The sequence below is a fragment of the Mycobacterium sherrisii genome, from assembly GCF_002102355.1.
GTDB classification, from domain to species: domain Bacteria; phylum Actinomycetota; class Actinomycetes; order Mycobacteriales; family Mycobacteriaceae; genus Mycobacterium; species Mycobacterium sherrisii.
Window position 1 is genome coordinate 1 of sequence record NZ_LQPT01000020.1, and the last position, 17,177, is coordinate 17,177.

The 17,177-nt window shown below is 65.5% G+C and carries 15 protein-coding genes and 2 pseudogenes; 5 read left to right on the forward strand and 12 right to left on the reverse strand.

The window, feature by feature from the left end:
- Window positions 1-231: 231 nt before the first annotated feature.
- Window positions 232-1,860 carry a GMC family oxidoreductase gene (locus AWC25_RS03365; RefSeq protein ID WP_084229618.1) on the forward strand — a complete coding sequence of 543 codons (1,629 nt, stop codon included), beginning with the start codon at window positions 232-234 and terminating at the stop codon, window positions 1,858-1,860.
- Window positions 1,861-1,973: 113 nt separating this feature from the next.
- Here the strand turns inward: AWC25_RS03365 and AWC25_RS03370 are convergent, their stop codons facing one another.
- From AWC25_RS03370 to AWC25_RS27260, 3 genes and pseudogenes are all read right to left on the reverse strand, one after another.
- Window positions 1,974-3,152, reverse strand: a complete 1,179-nt coding sequence (locus tag AWC25_RS03370) for a serine hydrolase domain-containing protein (RefSeq protein WP_069403088.1) — start codon at window positions 3,150-3,152, stop codon at window positions 1,974-1,976.
- Window positions 3,149-4,609, reverse strand: a complete 1,461-nt coding sequence (locus tag AWC25_RS03375; protein WP_142278675.1) for a biotin carboxylase — start codon at window positions 4,607-4,609, stop codon at window positions 3,149-3,151. The genes AWC25_RS03370 and AWC25_RS03375 overlap by 4 nt, the downstream gene beginning before the upstream one ends.
- Window positions 4,610-4,851: 242 nt before the next feature.
- Window positions 4,852-5,196: pseudogene (locus AWC25_RS27260) on the reverse strand (CAP domain-containing protein); the annotation flags it as partial.
- Here AWC25_RS27260 and AWC25_RS03380 point away from each other — a divergent pair.
- The 4 genes and pseudogenes from AWC25_RS03380 to AWC25_RS03395 all read left to right on the forward strand — a co-directional run.
- Window positions 5,191-5,433 (forward strand): annotated as a pseudogene (locus AWC25_RS03380) (type I glyceraldehyde-3-phosphate dehydrogenase); the annotation flags it as partial. The pseudogenes AWC25_RS27260 and AWC25_RS03380 overlap by 6 nt on opposite strands.
- A 6-nt stretch (window positions 5,434-5,439) precedes the next feature.
- Window positions 5,440-6,279 carry an HAD-IIA family hydrolase gene (locus AWC25_RS03385; RefSeq protein WP_069400296.1) on the forward strand — a complete coding sequence of 280 codons (840 nt, stop codon included), beginning with the start codon at window positions 5,440-5,442 and terminating at the stop codon, window positions 6,277-6,279.
- 62 nt (window positions 6,280-6,341) lie between these two features.
- The gene (locus AWC25_RS03390; protein WP_069400297.1) at window positions 6,342-7,415 is read left to right on the forward strand and encodes a class 1 fructose-bisphosphatase; all 1,074 of its coding nucleotides are present in this window, start codon (window positions 6,342-6,344) and stop codon (window positions 7,413-7,415) included.
- Window positions 7,416-7,447: 32 nt separating this feature from the next.
- The gene (locus AWC25_RS03395; RefSeq protein WP_085166353.1) at window positions 7,448-8,335 is read left to right on the forward strand and encodes a phosphoribulokinase; all 888 of its coding nucleotides are present in this window, start codon (window positions 7,448-7,450) and stop codon (window positions 8,333-8,335) included.
- Here AWC25_RS03395 and AWC25_RS03400 read toward each other — a convergent pair.
- The 9 genes from AWC25_RS03400 to AWC25_RS03435 are packed head-to-tail and all read right to left on the reverse strand — an operon-like array spanning window position 8,332 to window position 17,155.
- Window positions 8,332-9,843 carry an NADH-quinone oxidoreductase subunit M gene (locus AWC25_RS03400; protein WP_085166354.1) on the reverse strand — a complete coding sequence of 504 codons (1,512 nt, stop codon included), beginning with the start codon at window positions 9,841-9,843 and terminating at the stop codon, window positions 8,332-8,334. The genes AWC25_RS03395 and AWC25_RS03400 overlap by 4 nt on opposite strands.
- Window positions 9,840-11,732: an NADH-quinone oxidoreductase subunit L gene (gene nuoL, locus AWC25_RS03405; protein ID WP_085166355.1), complete on the reverse strand. Its 1,893-nt coding sequence runs from the start codon at window positions 11,730-11,732 to the stop codon at window positions 9,840-9,842. The genes AWC25_RS03400 and nuoL overlap by 4 nt, the downstream gene beginning before the upstream one ends.
- 3 nt (window positions 11,733-11,735) lie before the next feature.
- Window positions 11,736-11,879 (reverse strand): hypothetical protein, encoded by a 144-nt coding sequence (locus tag AWC25_RS26770; protein WP_157118297.1) that lies wholly within the window; start codon window positions 11,877-11,879, stop codon window positions 11,736-11,738.
- Between the two features lie 28 nt (window positions 11,880-11,907).
- Window positions 11,908-12,741, reverse strand: coding sequence for a hypothetical protein (locus tag AWC25_RS03410; protein ID WP_069400301.1), 834 nt, complete (start codon window positions 12,739-12,741; stop codon window positions 11,908-11,910).
- A complete protein-coding gene (locus AWC25_RS03415) occupies window positions 12,738-13,916 on the reverse strand; it encodes an NHL repeat-containing protein (protein WP_085166356.1) in 1,179 nt (392 codons plus the stop codon). Before AWC25_RS03415 ends, AWC25_RS03410 begins: the two co-directional genes overlap by 4 nt.
- The gene (locus tag AWC25_RS03420) at window positions 13,913-14,797 is read right to left on the reverse strand and encodes a NifU family protein (protein ID WP_069400303.1); all 885 of its coding nucleotides are present in this window, start codon (window positions 14,795-14,797) and stop codon (window positions 13,913-13,915) included. The genes AWC25_RS03415 and AWC25_RS03420 overlap by 4 nt, the downstream gene beginning before the upstream one ends.
- Entirely contained in the window at window positions 14,794-16,044 is a 1,251-nt protein-coding gene (locus AWC25_RS03425) for a tetratricopeptide repeat protein (protein WP_069400375.1), read from the reverse strand. Before AWC25_RS03425 ends, AWC25_RS03420 begins: the two co-directional genes overlap by 4 nt.
- A gap of 5 nt (window positions 16,045-16,049) precedes the next feature.
- The gene (locus AWC25_RS03430; protein ID WP_232326991.1) at window positions 16,050-16,316 is read right to left on the reverse strand and encodes a hypothetical protein; all 267 of its coding nucleotides are present in this window, start codon (window positions 16,314-16,316) and stop codon (window positions 16,050-16,052) included.
- A 5-nt stretch (window positions 16,317-16,321) separates the two neighbouring features.
- Window positions 16,322-17,155 (reverse strand): hydrogenase maturation protease, encoded by an 834-nt coding sequence (locus tag AWC25_RS03435; protein ID WP_069400304.1) that lies wholly within the window; start codon window positions 17,153-17,155, stop codon window positions 16,322-16,324.
- Between the last annotated feature and the right edge of the window lie 22 nt (window positions 17,156-17,177).

Sequence of the window (17,177 nt, forward strand, 5' to 3'; positions counted from 1 at the left end):
TGGCAAGTCACCCGCCGCTACCTATCTGATGTCTCCATGGACGAACTACGCGTGGTCATCGCTGCCAAACACGCCGCCGCAGCACTTGCCAAACAACACCAAATCACCTAGCGTTCAACATGACTCGTTGATCGCAAAGCGTGAACCACGCCAGATCCGAAGTCCACCACTTCCTGGGACACTGTCCGGGTCACTGTTGTGGTGACTGATCCCTAGGTAGGTGGAGGAGCAATGGCCCCGCGCGTAAGTGGCGAAACATCGGACGTAGAAGGCCTTCCCGCCGATCGCGATCGACTTGCGCGGACCCAATTGGTGGATGCACTCAAACCGCACTACGACTTCGTGGTCTGTGGTGCTGGGTCATCTGGGGCGGTGGTGGCGCGCCGATTGGCTGAAAACGCGAATGTGACCGTGCTGTTGGTGGAGTCCGGCGGCAACGATGACATCGCCGAGGTGGCCATGCCGCAGCGATGGATGAGCAACCTGGGAACGGACCGAGCCTGGAATTTTGTCACTACGCCGGGTGAGCATGTCAACTCGCGATCCATCGATTGGCCGATGGGTAACGTCCTTGGCGGGGGATCGAGCATCAACGCCATGGTGTGGGCACGCGGGCACCGTGAGGATTGGAACCTGTTCGCCGCAGCAGCCAAAGACGAGGCATGGAGCTATGCGCCGGTGCTGGAGATCTATCGCGGCATCGAAGATTGGCACGGCACACCGGATCCCGCGTTCCGCGGATCGGGCGGCCTGGTGTTCGTCCAGCCTGCACCCGACCCAAATCCCCTGGCAATCACGACTATTGACGCGGCCCGAGCAGTGGGTATCCCCACTTATGTGCACCCCAACGGCGAGATGATGCAAGCGCATGAGGGCGCCGCCATCGGCGATCTGCGGATACGCGATGGACACCGTGAATCGGTGTTTCGGTCCTACACGTTCCCGGCGATGAACTGGCCAAACTTAACAGTACTGAGCCGTGCGCTGGTGACGCGGGTGCTTTTCGACGGCACGATAGCCGCCGGGGTGGAACTCGTCCACGGCGGTTCGGCCTACCGAATAGGCGCCACAGAGGTCGTGCTGTCGCTGGGCGCAATCAACACGCCGAAGGTTCTGCTCCAATCGGGTATCGGCGACGAAGACCAGTTGCGAAACTTCGGTATCCCCGTCGTCTGCCACCTTCCCGGGGTCGGCCGCAACCTGCAAGACCATGTTGCCTTCGACTGTGTCTGGGAATATCGCGAGCCGGAACTGCCGCGCAACAACATGGCCGAGGCAGTCATGTACGGAACGACCCGCACCGGCTTGACGACGGCCGACGTATTCGCCTGGCAGATTGAAGTTCCCTATTCGACGCCTGAGAATGCCGGACAGTTCGGCCTGCCCGAAGCCGGATGGACGCTACACGGAGCAATCACCCATCCCAAAAGTCGTGGGCAGGTGCGACTCAGCGGCGCCAAGCCCACGGATCCTCCCGTGGTCGAGGCAAACCTACTGTCACACCCAGACGACGTAAAAACCGCGATCGCGTGCGTGCAATGGTGTCGCGAGATCGGCAACGCCGCGCCGTTGAGTGCATATGTCAAACGTGAAGTCATGCCTGGCAATCTCACGGGTGCAGAACTAGATAACTTTGTCCGCAACGCCGCGACCACGTTCTTCCATCCATGTGGTACCGCCAAGATGGGGCATGACGATATGTCAGTGGTCAGCGGCGATCTGGGGGTGCACGGTGTTGAGAACCTGCGCGTTGCGGACGCGTCGATCATGCCGCGAATAACGGTCGGCAACACCATGGCGCCTTGCGTCGTCATCGGCGAACGAGCTGCCCTTGCTATCAAGGAAAGTCGACAGCTCTGATTGTCGGCGCCCCCGCTCCCCCGCCCGCCGGTAGGCGCGGTCCTTTTCAGCTCGGTATCCGGCGGGGTATGGCCACCGGCCCATTTGATGGTTGGCAAGGCTATTCGACTGCGCTAGTTAGGAATTCCGGCCAGTTCGTGTGCCACCGCGTCAAACGCATGCAACGTGTCCCACAACATCTGCGGATCCCCCGCGTCCGGTTGCGTGGATAACTTGGCGCCGACCAGCTCGGCGGCGCGGTTGATGTAGATCATCTGTCCGCACATGCCTTGGCACAGCACGACGTTGTTGCCCGGGTAGGGAAACCAGACCTGGTTGCGGTACATGCCGCCGGGCATCTGGGTGTCGTCCGGGCTGGCGGCAAACGCCTGACGGGAGTCCGGACCGCCGGCGAGAGTGTCGGCGATCCAGGCCGCCGGGACCACTTGCTGTCCGGTCAATGAAACACCATCATGCACGTACAGCGACCCGAACCGGATCATGTCGGTGAGGCAGGCGTTGATCCCGCCGTCGAAAAATCCGGTGCCGGCCTTGTCGACGGCGATGAGGGCATCGCAATGGGCACCGATGCGGCTCCACAATAGTTCCGACATCAGCTCGGGCATCCGTCGACCACCGGCGACCTCGCAAATCCACCCGAGCACATCTGTTTCACACGAGCGGTATTCAAAGGGACCGCCGTGCGCCGACTTTTGCCGCAGGGTCAGCAGAAAGTCTCGCAGTGTGGCGGGGACGTCCGCACCGCTCGTGGGTGCCCATCCCATCACCTGGTCGAGGACGTGGATCTCCGCGGTCGGGTGAAGATAGTTGTCGGAGAACGCGATACCGGATCGCATGTCCAGCAGGTGGCGCACCGTCGCTCCGGCATAGCCAGAATTCCCCAGGGCTGGAACATATTTCGTCACCGGTGCATCAAGCTCGATCACACCGTCGTCATGCAGCACGCCCACCACGGCCCCCACCAGCGACTTGCTCACCGAGAACAACAGATGGCGGGTCTGCGGGCCCATGCCGCCGAGGTACTCCTCGGCCACCAGAAGGCCACGGTGGGCGACGGCCCACCCGTCGGTTGCGGTGCCGGCCATCACCGCACCGACGGTGGTGTCGGTCCCCTGGGTGCTGGTCAGCCCGATGGCGGCGATGCCAGCGCTGACCGCGGGCACTGCCGCTACCGGTCCGTCCCCCCGCGAGATCACTTCGGTCGGCACGAAGTCCTCGACATGCTGGAATGACCAATGCGCGTACGGTGGCGACAGCCAGTTGTCCAGCGAGATACCGGGCGGGGCGCTCACGCTCGTGCGACGAGCCGCGAGACGATCGGTGCGGCGGGCGTCAGGGGCGTCGAGGTGAACTTCGCCTTCATGCCCTTAACCCAACGCTGGCAGCGTTCGCTGAGCTTATAGTCGTCCGTCTGCAGGTGTGAACGGGTGACCAACACGCCGAGTTGGGCCCCCTCGGAACGTAAGTCGCCGGGCGCGGCGACGCGCATGTAGAAGGCCTCGGAGCCGTCGAGCAGGGTCGCCCAGTCGTTGGCGGTCCGGGAAAAGGAGACCCGGCCGTCGTCGTCGATGCGCCATACCCCGGTGCGTGGCGTCGCGGTGAAAATCTCGATATCCGGCGAGGTCTCGGTGATGATCACCTGCCCCCAAACCTCGTCTTCGCCGTAGCCCCGCTCCCAGCGCGAGTTGATCTCGTCGATGTCGAGTTCGTACTCCACGTCCATGTACTCGAGCAGGTGAAAGAGGAACAGCGGCATGTCGGCGTAGGCCTCGGTGGTCAGGTTCGTCATCGGGCTGGCCCCGGACAGGCGCGGATTCACCTCGCCGAGGTAGAGCTCGTCGGAGTCGAGGTCGTGCAGCAAGTCCACCTCGAAGTAGCCGAGGTAACCCTCGCGGCGCATGACGTCACCCAGCTTTGTCACCATTTGTCGCGCGGCGTGCGTCTGCGCGGGCGGCAGCACCTCGTGCCAGATGTCATTGCCACACCAGCTGCCCCGGCTCGGCGTCAGCTCCGAATAACCGACGAGGCTTGTCATCGCGGGGCCGACCACGGTGCCATGGCGGGTCACGGCACCCTCGAGGCACACCTCGACGTTGCGGATCCGCTTCATGACCTTGAGGTCCTGCCCGACCAGGTCGCCGGCGTGCTGGTCCCAGTCGCGCTGACCATGCACGAAGAACGTCCCGCTGCCGGCGTTGCCATAAGCGATCGAGATGACGAGGTCGTCCCCGAGTCCTGCATCTTGGGCGAGCGTCAACAGTTCGTCGTAGGAGCCGGCCCGCCCGATCGTATTGGGCACACTGGGTACCCCCGCCTCGTCGGCCAGGCGCGTCATGACGATCTTGGAGCCCAGACGATTGCGGAGTTCGATCGGCGGATGCATCACCTCCAGGCCTGCCGACCGGGCGAGAGCCTGGATTTCCTCGTTCATCATCACAAAGCAGCACTTGCCGCCGGGCCCTTTGCCCGCGATGAACTCGAGCGTCTCGGCATCGGACAACAGGTGGCTGCACACCTCGTCCATCGAGTCGAAATCACGGCGGTCCCGCCGACGGGGCACGAATACACGCGAGTGGGTGCCCTCGAAAGAGTCAAAGTAGGTGAGGTAGAAGAAGTTTCGTATCCAACGGTCGACGCCCAGCAGGTTGAACGGGGTCGGCGAGATGAAAAACAGCGGCACCTTGTTGGTGTGGAAGAACGCGCGAATGTCCGACAGACCGTTGAGGCCGTGGCGTGGTGCTGGCTGCATGCCCACAAGTGTGCCCCTGCCCACGGCCATGCGCAGGATTTCACGCGGGGACGGCTGCCTGAGGCGCAGGTTGCGGCGTCTGCCGGACCCGCGTGATCGCGGCTGCGGTTCACCGGCCCCTGCGGGGCTGCGTGCGAAGACCAGACTCGACCGGCGCGTCTCGTTGCGGTTCGTCGCAGACGAAAACACCGAACACTACTATTCGGGCAATTCACTGCGTCGCGGCCGATGCCGCTGGCCACTCACTTCGGCGGGTAGGCCGGCGGCGGGTACTGGCCTCGCAGAATCCACGCAAACCAGTCGAGGCCGTATTCAAGCTCGTCCGACGCGTCGTAGTCGGGGTTGGGATCGAGTGGCACGTTGTCGGAGCGATCGCCGAGCGAGGGCGGTCGGGAATCGGGCCTCGAGGGCTGCGGCGGATTTTGTGGCTGCCCATAGACAGCGACCACGACCGTACGGTCCGGGCTGTTTTCTGACCACACCCCGATTTGGCTGTTGGCGCAATTGGACATGACGGCGCGGTCGGCGGGATCGGTGTACCACCGGTTGATCAATTCGATGCCGCTGATTGCCACCGCGGGGTCAACGCCGCGTTCAAGGCCGCCGCCGAGGGCAAACTCAAAGGCATCCTGAAGTACTACGACGAACCGATCGTCTCCAGCGACATCGTCACCGACCCCCACAGCTCGATCTTCGACTCCGGCCTGACCAAAGTCATCGACAACCAAGCCAAAGTCGTCTCCTGGTACGACAACGAATGGGGCTACTCCAACCGCCTCGTCGACCTCGTCGCACTAGTCGGTGAATCACTGCACCACCGGTGACGTCCCGTGACATCCCTGGCGACGCGGCACGACTGCTTGCTACTCGACCTCGACGGCACACTGTTTCGCGGAGCACGCGCCATCGACGGCGCCGCCGAAGCGCTTTCCCAGGCCTCCACTCGCAAGCTCTTTTTGACGAACAACGCCTCCCGCAGCGCACCCGAGGTCGCACAACACCTGTGCGCGATGGGATTTGACGCAAACCCGCACGACGTCATCACCAGCGGTCGATGCGCGGCAGCCCTGCTGGGTTCCGAATTGCCGCCGGGTTCCCCCGTGCTGGTGGTGGGCTCCGACGCATTGATCGCCGAGGTCTACGACGCGGGCCTGCCACCGGTCCGGCGATGGGCCGACGACCCGATTGCGGTGCTACAGGGGTTCTCGCCGCACCTCGGCTGGTGCGATCTGGCGGAGACGGCGCTCGCGATTGGCGCCGGAACGCCCTGGACGGCAACGAATCCCGACCTCACCCTGCCGTCCGAGCGTGGTCTGCTGCCCGGAAACGGTTCCCTGGTGTCGGCGCTGTGCGCGGCGTCCGGGGCGCGGCCTCGTGTGGTCGGCAAGCCGCACGGCTTCCTGTTCCAAGAAGCGCTGGCCCGCGGCAACTTTCAACGACCGCTGGTGATCGGTGATGGGTTGGACACCGACATCGCCGGGGCAAACTACGCGGGCCTGCCGAGCCTCCTGGTGCTCAGCGGAGTGACGACTGCCGTCGATGCGATTCGCGCCCGGCCGGCGCACCGTCCCAGGTACGTCGCTGCGGACCTGCGCGGAATCCATCACCCCAACCACGCGGATCTCAGCTATCACCGGCCACCCCCAGCCGACCACCCAATCGGGGGATGAACCGACACCGACCGGATCAGACGATGTCGGTAGGTATTTCGCTGCCCGCCGGAGGCCCCCGCATGCTCACTCGCCACACCACGCTCGTGAAGTTTCTCATCGAGGAACGTCGCCGCCACCCAGATGCCAGTGGCGAACTGAACTCGCTGATTCTCGACGTCGCGCTGGCGTGCAAGGCGATCTCGGCGCGGGTGGCCCAGGGCGAACTCGGCGGAGTTCTAGGCGCCGTCGATGTGCTCAACGTGCAGGGCGAGGTGCAACAGAAACTCGACGTCCTGGCCAACGATTACTTCCTGCGCGCCAACGAATGGGGGGGTCAGGTAGCGGGAATGGCCTCCGAGGAGCTCGCCGAGCCCTATCTACTACCGACCCAGTATCCACGCGGCAAGTACCTGTTGGTCTTCGATCCGCTCGACGGCTCGTCGAACATTGACGTCAACGTGTCTGTGGGGAGCATCTTTTCGATTCTCCGTGCGGCCCACCCGGGTGAGGACCCCGCGCCGGAGGACTTCCTGCAACCCGGTTCGCAGCAGGTGTGCGCCGGTTACGCGATCTACGGCCCGTCCACGATGCTGGTACTCACGGTGGGGACCGGTGTACATGCCTTTACCCTGGACCCCGCGCTCGGCGAATTTGTGCTCACCCGCCCGTCGATCCGAATCCCAAGGTCGGCCCGCGAATTCGCGATCAACGCCTCCAATCGACGGTTCTGGGAACCCGCGGTTCAGCGCTACATCGACGAATGCCTGGCCGGCCGGACGGGTCCGCGCGGCAAGGACTTCAACATGCGCTGGGTTGCCTCCCTGGTCGCCGAGGCCCATCGCATCCTCAGCCGCGGCGGCGTGTTCCTTTACCCCCGCGACGGCAAGGACCCCGAAAAGTCGGGGCGATTGCGGCTGTTGTACGAGGCCAGTCCGATCGCATTCCTGATCGAGCAGGCCGGCGGTGCGGCCAGCACCGGTCGCGGACGCCTGCTCGACGCCGTCCCGACCAGCCTCCACCAGCGGGTACCGCTGATCTTCGGGGCGATCGACGAGGTCGAGCTCATCGAGGATTACCACTGCAAAGACTACGTAAGACCGTCCACGTTCCCGCTGTACGGCGTGCGAGGCCTGTACCGCATCGGTACCGGCTGACCCATCCTCCCGATCGTTGTTGGAGTAAACACATGTCGCGCTTGCACCCGATCATTTCGGTCACCGGTTCCTCCGGGGCTGGGACGACCTCCGTCATGCGAACGTTCGAGCAGATCTTCCGTCGTGAGGGCATCGATGTCGCGTTCGTCGAAGGTGACAGCTTCCACCGCTACGACCGAATCGCAATGAAAGCGGCGATCGCCGACGCCCATGCACGCGGCGACCACTCGTTCAGCCATTTCGGCCCGGAGGCCAACCTGTTTGACGACCTGCAAAGTCTCTTCGAGACATACGGCGAGACCGGTACCGGCAAGGTACGGCGCTACCTGCATGACGAAAAGGAGGCCGAGCCCTACGGGCAGGAACCGGGCACCTTCACGCCGTGGGAGGAGATCCCCGAGAACACGGACATGCTGTTCTACGAAGGGTTACACGGCGCCATCGTCACAGACGAGGTGGACGTCGCGGCACATGCCGACCTGCGTATCGGCGTGGTGCCGGTGATCAACCTGGAGTGGATCCAAAAATTGCACCGCGACAAGTCAACTCGCGGGTACACCTCTGAAGCCGTGACCGACACCATTCTGCGGCGTATGCCCGACTACGTGAACTACATGTGTACCCAGTTCTCGCACACCGACGTCAATTTCCAACGCGTGCCGGTCGTTGACACGTCCAACCCCTTCATCGCCAGGTCGATACCCACGGCCGATGAGTCGATGCTGATCATCCGATTCCGTGACCCGCACGGTATCGACTTTCCCTATCTGCTTGCCATGCTGCACGATTCGTTCATGTCCCGTCCCAACACGATCGTGTGCCCCGGCGGCAAGATGGATCTGGCCATGCAGTTGATCTTCACCCCGATGGTCCTGCGGTTGTGGGAGCGCCGCAAGGTCGAGCTGGCGGCACGGCGCTAATCTTTCGTGCCCCGGGCCAATTCGCTGACGCCATGGTCGGTGGCCGGGTCGATCATATCGAGTAGCGGCGTGGGGTACACCCCCACCGCGACGAGCATCGCCAACAACGGTACGACAACTGCCAGTTCGCGTGGTCTCAGGTCATGCAGTGTGGCGTCGGCCGGCTTGGCGGGTCCCGTCATCAGCCGTTGGTACAGCCATAGCACGTAGATAGCGGACAGCACCAGCGCACTGGCCGCGAGTACGGCCGCCGCCGGGTATCGGACGAATGTTCCGATCAGCACCAAGAATTCGCTGATGAATGGAGCAAGTCCGGGTAGCGCCAGTGTGGCCAGGCCGGCGATCAAAAAGGTTCCGGCCAGGACCGGAGCGACCTGCTGGATTCCGCCGTAGTCCGCGATCACCCGGGAGCCTTTTCGCGACACCAGAAACCCGGCAAGCAAGAACAGTGCGGCGGTCGCCAGACCGTGATTGACCATGTACAGCGTGGCACCCGACTGTCCCTCACCCGTCATCGCGAAAATTCCGAGGACGATGAAGCCGAAATGGCTGATGGACGTATAGGCGATTACCCGCATGATGTCCGTCTGCCCGATCGCGACCAGGGCGCCGTAGCTGATCGCGATCACCGCCAGGGCGATGACGAACGGCCGGAACAGAATTGCACTGGTCGGGAACAACTGCAGGCAATAGCGAAGCATGCCGAAGGTCCCGATCTTGTCGACCACGGCCATCATCAACACCGCTACCACGGGCGTCGCCTCGGCGGCCACGCCAGGCAGCCAGGTATGCAGCGGCCACAGCGGTGCCTTGATCGCGAAAGCCAGCATGAACCCGAGGAACAACACGTGCGGCACCATCGGATTCACACCGGGGGCGCCGGTAGACGCCGAGGACACGGTGGCGACGGTGGCCACAATCGCACGAAAGTCGAATGTTCCCCCCACCGCCAGGTGGAGTCCGATCAATGCGGCCAGCATGACCAGCCCGCCAAACAGGCTGTACAGCAGGAACTTCAGCGCCGCCCGGGCAGCTCCCGGTCCACCGTATCGGCCGATGAGGAAAAACATCGGAATCAACATCGCTTCGAAGAACACAAAGAACAACAGGACATCCAGCGACATCAGGGCGATCAGCATCATCGACTCGACGGCGAGCATCAACGACAGGTACCCGCGGGGTCGTTCGGCGTCATTCCACCCGGCGAGTACCAACAGCGGCATCAGCACGGCGGTGAGAGCTATGAGGACGACAGCCAACCGGTCGACGCCGACAACATATCCCGCACCGAATGACCGGATCCAGGAATGGCTTTCGACGAGCTGGTATTGCGGACCCGCCGGATCGAAGCACAACAGCAACAGGGCGGCGAGCGCCAGAACGAGCACCGAGAAACCGATCGCGGTGTATTTCGCGGTGAGCCTGCGGGAGGCGGGCACCGCCGCGACGAGGCAGGCCCCCGCCAGTGGGGTCAGCCACAACGCGCTGAGCAGCGGCAATTGTGTCATAACAGCCCCGCCACGAAGAAACCGGCCGGCAAGCCGGTGGCGCCGACAAAGATGGTCAGCGCGTAGGACCGCGCGAAGCCGGTTTGTAGCCGTCGGGCATGTGTTGAGCCGGCACCGATCAGCCGGGCCACGCCTTCGACCGCGCCGTCGATCCGGCGCCGTTCGACGTTGACGAGCACACGCGATAGTCGTCGGCCGGGCCGCATGAACGCCGCCTCGTTGAGGCTGTCGGCGAACAGATCGCGTCGAGCGACGACGGCCGCGGTCGACACCCATTCGGAGGCAATCGTTTTCACCGGGCGACGCGCATACCTGTGATATCCGATCGCCACGCCGATCGCGACCACCGTCAGGGTAATGCTCGTCAACACCCAGCCGGGCCCGACAAGATGCGGCTCGGGCGAATCGGCCGGATTGGTGACCGGTCGCAGCCAGTCCGCGAGGGTGCCGCCGATGGCAAGCACGGCGCCGGCGCCCACTGATCCGCACGCCAGCACGATCATCGGTGCCGTCATAACGCCGGGCGATTCGTGTGGGTGGGCGCCGCGCCTCCAACGCGGTGCGCCGAAGAAGGTCATGACCATGACCCGGGTCATGTAGAACGCGGTAATCCCGGCGCCCAGCAGTGCCGCCGTGCCCAGCATCGCTCCGCCCAAACCCCCGGTCGCGTAGGCGACTTCGATGATCGCATCCTTGGAGAAGAACCCCGCCAGCGGCGGAACCCCGATGATGGCCAGATAACCCATTCCGAAGGTGGCGAAGGTGATCGGCATCGCGGTGCGCAGTCCGCCGTAGCGCCGCATGTCGGTCTCGTCGTTCATGCCGTGCATCACCGATCCCGCACCCAAGAACAGGCCGGCTTTGAAGAACCCGTGGGTGAGCAGATGCAGAATCGCCACCGAGTAGCCGGCCGGACCCAGCCCCGCCGCCAACACCATGTAACCGATCTGCGACATCGTCGATGCGGCCAAGGCTTTCTTGATGTCGTCCTTGGCGCAGCCGATGATCGCCCCGAACAACAACGTGACGGCCCCGACGAGTAACACCGCGGTGCGCGCGGCCGGGGCCGCATCGAAGACCGCGCCCGACCGCACGATCAGATACACCCCGGCCGTCACCATCGTCGCGGCATGGATCAGTGCGCTGACCGGTGTCGGCCCTTCCATTGCGTCACCGAGCCATGACTGCAACGGCACCTGCGCGGACTTACCGCAGGCGGCCAGCAACAACATCAAACCGATCAGGGTCAGCGTGTCCCGCGGGGCGGTCGGCGTCTTGGCGAATACTCCGGCGTAGGAGAAGGTCCCGAAATGGACGAACATCAGCGCCAGCGCCAGCGCCAGACCCACATCGCCGACGCGGTTGACGATGAACGCCTTTTTGGCCGCGGTGGCGGCGGCCGGCTTGTGCGACCAGAACCCGATGAGCAGGTAGGACGCCAAACCGACGCCCTCCCAACCGAAGTACAGGCCGAGATAGTTGTCGGCCAATATCAACAACAGCATCGCCGCGACGAACAGATTGAGATAGCCGAAGAACCGCCGGCGGGCGGGATCGTCGCGCATATATCCGATCGAGTAGAGGTGGATCAGCGCACCGACGCCGGTGATCAGCAGCACGAAGCACACACTCAGGGCGTCCAGTTGCAACCCGAAGTCGACCGTCAGCGAAGCCACCTTCACCCAGGTGCCCAGCGTTTCGTGCAGCACCCGCTCGGGCGCCGCGCGCGTTAGTAGGCCGGCGAACAACCAAACGCCGTAGGCGAACGAGATCAGCACCGTGGCGCATCCGGCGAGATGGCCCCACCCGTCGGTGCGCCTGCCGCCCAGGAGCAACAGCATCGCCCCGGCCAACGGCATCGCAATCAGGAACCACACCATCGGCGCCATGCCTCAGCGCCTGAGGCGGGTACGGTCGAAAAACACGGTGATGGCCAACTCGACCATCACCTCGCAGCCGGCGGCCAATGCGACGACCGCCGCGACCATCAGCAAAAGGTGGGCATCCACGCCCTTCAGCTTGGTTGTGGACGTCACCCGGCTGAACCCCGAATCGGGGGAAAACTCAGGTGATTCCGACCAGGCCCGGGTCGAAGGTCGCCCGAGCCGCCACCGATGCGGCGGCCGCCCTGACGATCACACCGGCGTCGGCGTCATAGCCCTTGGGGAAGACGATCTCGGCGCTGTCGTCCCCCTCGCGGTGCGCCATCAACCAGTCGTAGAGCAACCAGTCCAGGGCGCACGTGACGGTGAGCGGGTCCGCATCGGCGCTGTGCGATCCCGCCATGACGGAGTTGAGCGCGTCCAAGTGTTCGCGGCGAGCAGCATCCTTGTTGACACCGGAACTGTCGAACAACAACATCGACAACGTCAGCGGAAACCGTCGCCCCGCCTCCGTGCGCACCACCCAGCGGCCACCCATCCACGGCCGCGCCGGATCCACCTGCTGCATCTCTCCGAAGCCGCCCACGACGCCGAGGGTGGGTTGGTCAAGGTGGCCGTCCAACGGAGCCGGGCCCAGCAACCCCAGCGGCCGGCGAGCACAGATCGAGAACAATGCCGCCGTGCCGATGATCTTGCCGGCGCGCAGATCCGGTGTGATCCCAACCGATGCGGCTGATTCGGCGTACTCGAGACACAGCCGGTCCAGCACGCGGTGCAGGTCCAGCAGGTCGTCGCGCTCGGCCGCATCCGCGGGTCCGCGTCCACCGCCCAGGATTTCGCCGAACCGCCCGGCGGCCGCGATCAACGCGTCGTCGAGAGCTTCCAGGTGCGTGGCCACCAAGCGATCCGCTTCGTCGTCGGCGACCACCAACCGCTGCAGCAATGTCGGCACGCCGGCCGCGGTGGCCCAATAGAACCCGATCTGCCCATCGCCCTGGACGATCCGCGGCCTCATCGCCGCCGCCAGATGACGACGCGATTGTTCCCCGAGTCCGCAACCGCCAGCCGGTCCCCGTACAGCGACAGCCCGTAGGGCCAGCACAGGGTGTCGCGCTGCACGGAGGTCCAGCGATTCTCGCCGTTGGCACCGAAATGCGGCTGGGCCAACACATGGTCGGCCGCATGGCCCCGCGTTGGGATATTGTCCCACAACAGAATTCGGTTGTTTGCGGTATCGGCCACCGCCAGCCGATCGCCCGCCAGGCCGAGCGCATAGGGGAACCGGAATCGATCACCGGTGTGCGGACCGTACGGCCATTCCTGCGAACTACCGAATTCCGGCTGGCCGATCAAGACATCGGCGGGACCATCGCGATCCGGAGGAGGCGACCAGCCCAGGATGCGATGGTTGCCCGCATCGGCGATCAGCAGCAGATTGTCGTGGCCGGCGATGTCGTGTGGCCAGCGAAAGCTCGCCGGCCCGGCGCTCTCGCCGCGGTTCTCCTCGCGGTGTGCGGCACTCGGTTGACCGAGCACGACGTCCGCGGGCTGGCCGGGTCCGGGAATTCCGTTGTGCCAGCCCAGGACACGACGATTGCCGGTGTCGGCCACCCAGAACGCGTCACCGATCGCCGCGATGCCGAACGGCCAGTAGAAGGAACCGGCCCAGCAGCCGGCGCCGCCGTTGGGCTCCACCGAGGACGCGTCCGGTTGTCCAAGGACGACGTCCGGTGCGACGTCGCTGTGTCGCGGCACGGTGTCCCAGACCAGAATGCGATGATGCCACGCGTCGGCGACGACGAGCCGACCGTCGTGCACCAGCACCCCGGTCGGCAGGTTCATCCCTCGTTCCGGTCCCCGACCGCCGGCCGCGCGTCCTTCCGTCGCTCCGTCCGGTTGCCCCAGCACCACGTCGGCCGGCTGCTCGTCGGCCGTTGGGATGCCGTGCCACAGCAAGATTCGATGGTTGCCGGAGTCGGCGACGACGAGGTGCTCGGCTCCCAGGAACACGCCCCGCGGCGAATACATCCACGCCATGGTGGGTTTGGCCGGGGGTAGGGCGAGCCCGCCCGGAGCCGGTGCGCCCAGCCAGACCTCCGGTGACCACCCGCCGCTGTAGTTAAGGTCGGCGACCGGGTCGACCCGTGGCGGCAGGGCGGTGACGTTGCGCCGGACCGTGTAGCGGCTCATCCGCGCACTCGGACCCAAACGTCTCCGTCGTCGACGCGCAGTGGCAACTGTTCGAGTTGCGCCCCGGGCGCACTCAAGCATTCCCCCGAGGATGCGTCGTAGCAGAAACCATGCCACGGGCAGGTCAGGGTGCCGTTCTCGGCGTCGAGTATCGCGTTGTCCAATGGCAGTGCCTCGTGCGCGCATTCGTTGCGGTAGGCGGACAATCGATGGTCGACGCTGACGACGATCACCTCGGCGCGCTCTCCGGAGTCCGCCGTCAGGCTGCGCGCGGTCACGTCGCCGTCGACCAGCCCCGCGGCGGGGCCGAGCTTGGCCCAGCCGTCGCGGCCGGCGGCCGGGCCGATGCGAAGGGCTTCGAGGGGTATCAGGGTCGGCGACGGCTCGTTGGGCAGTACTTCCACGGCCGAGATCGCGGGCACGCCCTGCACCAGCGCCTCTTCGACGAGATTGCGCAGGGTCACCGACGACATCGAACAACCGTTGCAGGACCCCTCCAGCCGCACGTAGGCGGTGCCGTCCTCGACGCGGACCAGGGTGACATCGCCGCCGTGGCTCTGCAATTGGGGCCGCACCGATTCCAGCACCCGGCCGGCGTGGGTGAGTGGGTCCGGCCGGATGATTCCGTGCAACGACAGCAGCAGATGCACCACCGGCTCGTCGACCAGCTCGAAGAGCACCGCGCGTGCGGCGTCGTCCGCGCGCATGCGGCGCACCATGGTGGTCAGTCCGGCGCGGTGCACGGCCTCGAGGGCATCCTTGAGTTCTTCGGCCACGGCGCGGGCCTTCGGGTCGAGCTCGGCCAACGCCGCTACCGCGTCGTCGACTCGCTTGGCCAGCTCGTCGAGGTGAGGCTCGGAAACCTTGGCCGCCACCGTCATCGGACGTCCTCAGACCGTAAAAGTGTCAACTGCCTGGCGATCTCGTCGAGCACGCCGCGCACCGCCCGCACCGCATCGTGGTCTTGTTGTTCCTCGAACAGGAAGCGCGCCTCGTAGAGCTTTGCCTTGGCCTGATCGAACAGCCCGAGGTGGGCCAGCGCATTGCCCTGATTGGCCAGCACCCTGGCCCTGCCCAACGGGTCGGTCTCGCGGTCGCGGACGGCGAGCACGGCTTCGTAGCGTTCGACCGCCTCGACCAGGTTGTCGGCCTGGTGCTTGGACGGCGTGTACACCAACGAATTCGCCAGGTTCAGCTGCACGCTCGCCCACTGTTCGGGGTAGCTCTCGGCGGTGTACACCTTCAGCGCGGAACGCAGCGATTGCGCCGCCACTCCGAGGCGCAGCTGCCCGGACGCCTCCACCATCGGCATCGTCAGGTAGGCCGTCGCCAGGTTCGCGTGCGCCGAAGCCCACAGCAGCGGCGCCTCGTCCCGCAACACCAGCTGCAGCGCGGAGTGATAATGCGGTATCGCCTGAGCCAGCACCCCCGGATTGTCTTGGGCGCGTTCGTGTATGAGTCCGGCGACGGTGAGGTGCAGTTCCGCCCGGGCGATGCGCAGCCCGTCGGCGCCGTCCAGTAGGCGCAACGCCCGTTCCAGGTACGGCTGAGCCGACGGTTCATCGACGTCGCGGCAGATCGAGCCGGCGGCCCCGATCAGCATGCCTTCCAGACAGGGCGACACTTCGGCGGCGCAGCGTGCGGCGCGCTCGAGCAGCGCGACCGCCCCCGCCGAATCTCCTTGCGCAACAGCATGACTGGCCTGCGCGGACAGTGCGACGGCGGCGAGTTCGCCGGTGCTGGGTTCGGCCTCGGGCGGACTGTCGCGCCGCCCGGTGGTGAACAGCACGAGGTCGACCAGCACGCCGAATTCACCCAGTTCGGCGCGTAGCGTGTCGGTGTCGACGCCCTCGGGCGCCAGCACGAACCGGTTGTAGCGGGTCATCGGATCATCGGCGGTCAACTGCTGCAATGCCGCCTCGACGTCGCCGGAATGGGCCAGCTGCAGTGCCCGCAGGCCGTCGGGCCAGACGGTGGGTTCGTTGCCGTCCAGCAAGGCCGTGCGCACCGCGTCGTGGCCGGCGCCCGAGGGGATCAGCAGGTAACCCAATGGCAACGGGAAAGCGCCGAGCGCCTGCGGTCTGGCAGCCAGGGCGGCGGGCGGGGCGACTTCAGCGGTGGTGGTCATGGCGTTCATCCGTTGCGCGGTCCTCGGATATTGCGTTCGGCGGCACGCTTGATCAGGCCGGCGGACAACTCGGCTCGGCGTTTGGTGGAGTGCCCATCGATCCGCTTTCGCACCACACCGTCGGCGAACACGACGATGATCTCGACGAACCAGCGGCCGCATTCCTCGACGACGACGGTCTGCACGTCCAGTGCTTCGTCGGCGGAGCTGTCGGCGCGGACCTCCGTCGGCGGGCGCTGTGACTCACCGCCGTCCGTCAGCCGCTCAGCCACCAGAATCACCCCGGCGGCTCCAGCCGGGCCCGCAGCGGGATGCGCAGCGACGTGGTTGCATCGTCCCAGAATGCACCAACAACGCCCGATATCGCGCGGTCGGCGATCACTTCCCGGATGAGCAGCGATCGGTCACCCGCGGGGTTGCGTTGCTTGAGCAGCAGTCCCCCGCTGCGCGGACCGCGCAGCGGGATCAGCCACAAGTCGTCGTCGCGAACCAGTGCCGCCACCGCGTCGGACGGAAATCGACTGGCCGCCAACCCGGCATCCAGCCGCAAGTATCCGTCGGCGGTGAATTCGACGGTGACCTCGGGAGCGGCGGCCGGCCGAAGGACGGCCAGGTGGTCGGCCTCGATGCGGTCGACGACCAGCTCCATGGCCGCCTGCACCGGTGCGGACAGGTCCGCGCCGAGCTCCACGCCTTGCACCTCGATCAGATAGACGGTGATGTCGGTGGGGCAGTCCTCACCGAGTGCCCAGCGGGCGAATGCGACGGCATGGTCCCAGCGGAAGGAGTGGGTGTGCAGACCCTGCAGCGGCGGCAGGTCCACCAACTCCGCGGCCGGCACCTTGAAGATGGTGCCCGGCGCCGAGCCCGTGGCCGCCGCGTCGACGATCACCACCCGTTCGGCGCCGCGCATCTGAAACGCGACGTCCATGCCCGCGGTACCGCCGTCGACCAGGCGAGCCCCGCCGGGGACCCCGCGTTCCCAAAGGTGGCGGACCAGAACCGGCCCGACACCGTCGTCGCCGCGCAACAAGTTGCCGCATCCCACCACCAACACCGCACACCCGGGGGCTTCCAAGTGGTGGGCGTCGCCGGTCGCGGCGGTGCCCATGCCGCAATCCGAAGCAGTCAGA

What these genes read in the sequence shown, in the direction of transcription:
- nuoL (WP_085166355.1), bottom strand. Translation starts at nt 11,732, where the DNA reads ATGGCGCCGATGGTGTGGTTCCTGATTGCGATGCCGTTGGCCGGGGCG.
- AWC25_RS03365 (WP_084229618.1), top strand. Translation starts at nt 232, where the DNA reads ATGGCCCCGCGCGTAAGTGGCGAAACATCGGACGTAGAAGGCCTTCCC.
- AWC25_RS03395 (WP_085166353.1), top strand. Translation starts at nt 7,448, where the DNA reads ATGTCGCGCTTGCACCCGATCATTTCGGTCACCGGTTCCTCCGGGGCT.
- AWC25_RS03415 (WP_085166356.1), bottom strand. Translation starts at nt 13,916, where the DNA reads ATGAGCCGCTACACGGTCCGGCGCAACGTCACCGCCCTGCCGCCACGG.
- AWC25_RS03435 (WP_069400304.1), bottom strand. Translation starts at nt 17,155, where the DNA reads ATGGGCACCGCCGCGACCGGCGACGCCCACCACTTGGAAGCCCCCGGG.
- AWC25_RS03410 (WP_069400301.1), bottom strand. Translation starts at nt 12,741, where the DNA reads ATGAGGCCGCGGATCGTCCAGGGCGATGGGCAGATCGGGTTCTATTGG.
- AWC25_RS03420 (WP_069400303.1), bottom strand. Translation starts at nt 14,797, where the DNA reads ATGACGGTGGCGGCCAAGGTTTCCGAGCCTCACCTCGACGAGCTGGCC.
- AWC25_RS03375 (WP_142278675.1), bottom strand. Translation starts at nt 4,609, where the DNA reads ATGCAGCCAGCACCACGCCACGGCCTCAACGGTCTGTCGGACATTCGC.
- AWC25_RS03390 (WP_069400297.1), top strand. Translation starts at nt 6,342, where the DNA reads ATGCTCACTCGCCACACCACGCTCGTGAAGTTTCTCATCGAGGAACGT.
- AWC25_RS03425 (WP_069400375.1), bottom strand. Translation starts at nt 16,044, where the DNA reads ATGACCACCACCGCTGAAGTCGCCCCGCCCGCCGCCCTGGCTGCCAGA.
- AWC25_RS03400 (WP_085166354.1), bottom strand. Translation starts at nt 9,843, where the DNA reads ATGACACAATTGCCGCTGCTCAGCGCGTTGTGGCTGACCCCACTGGCG.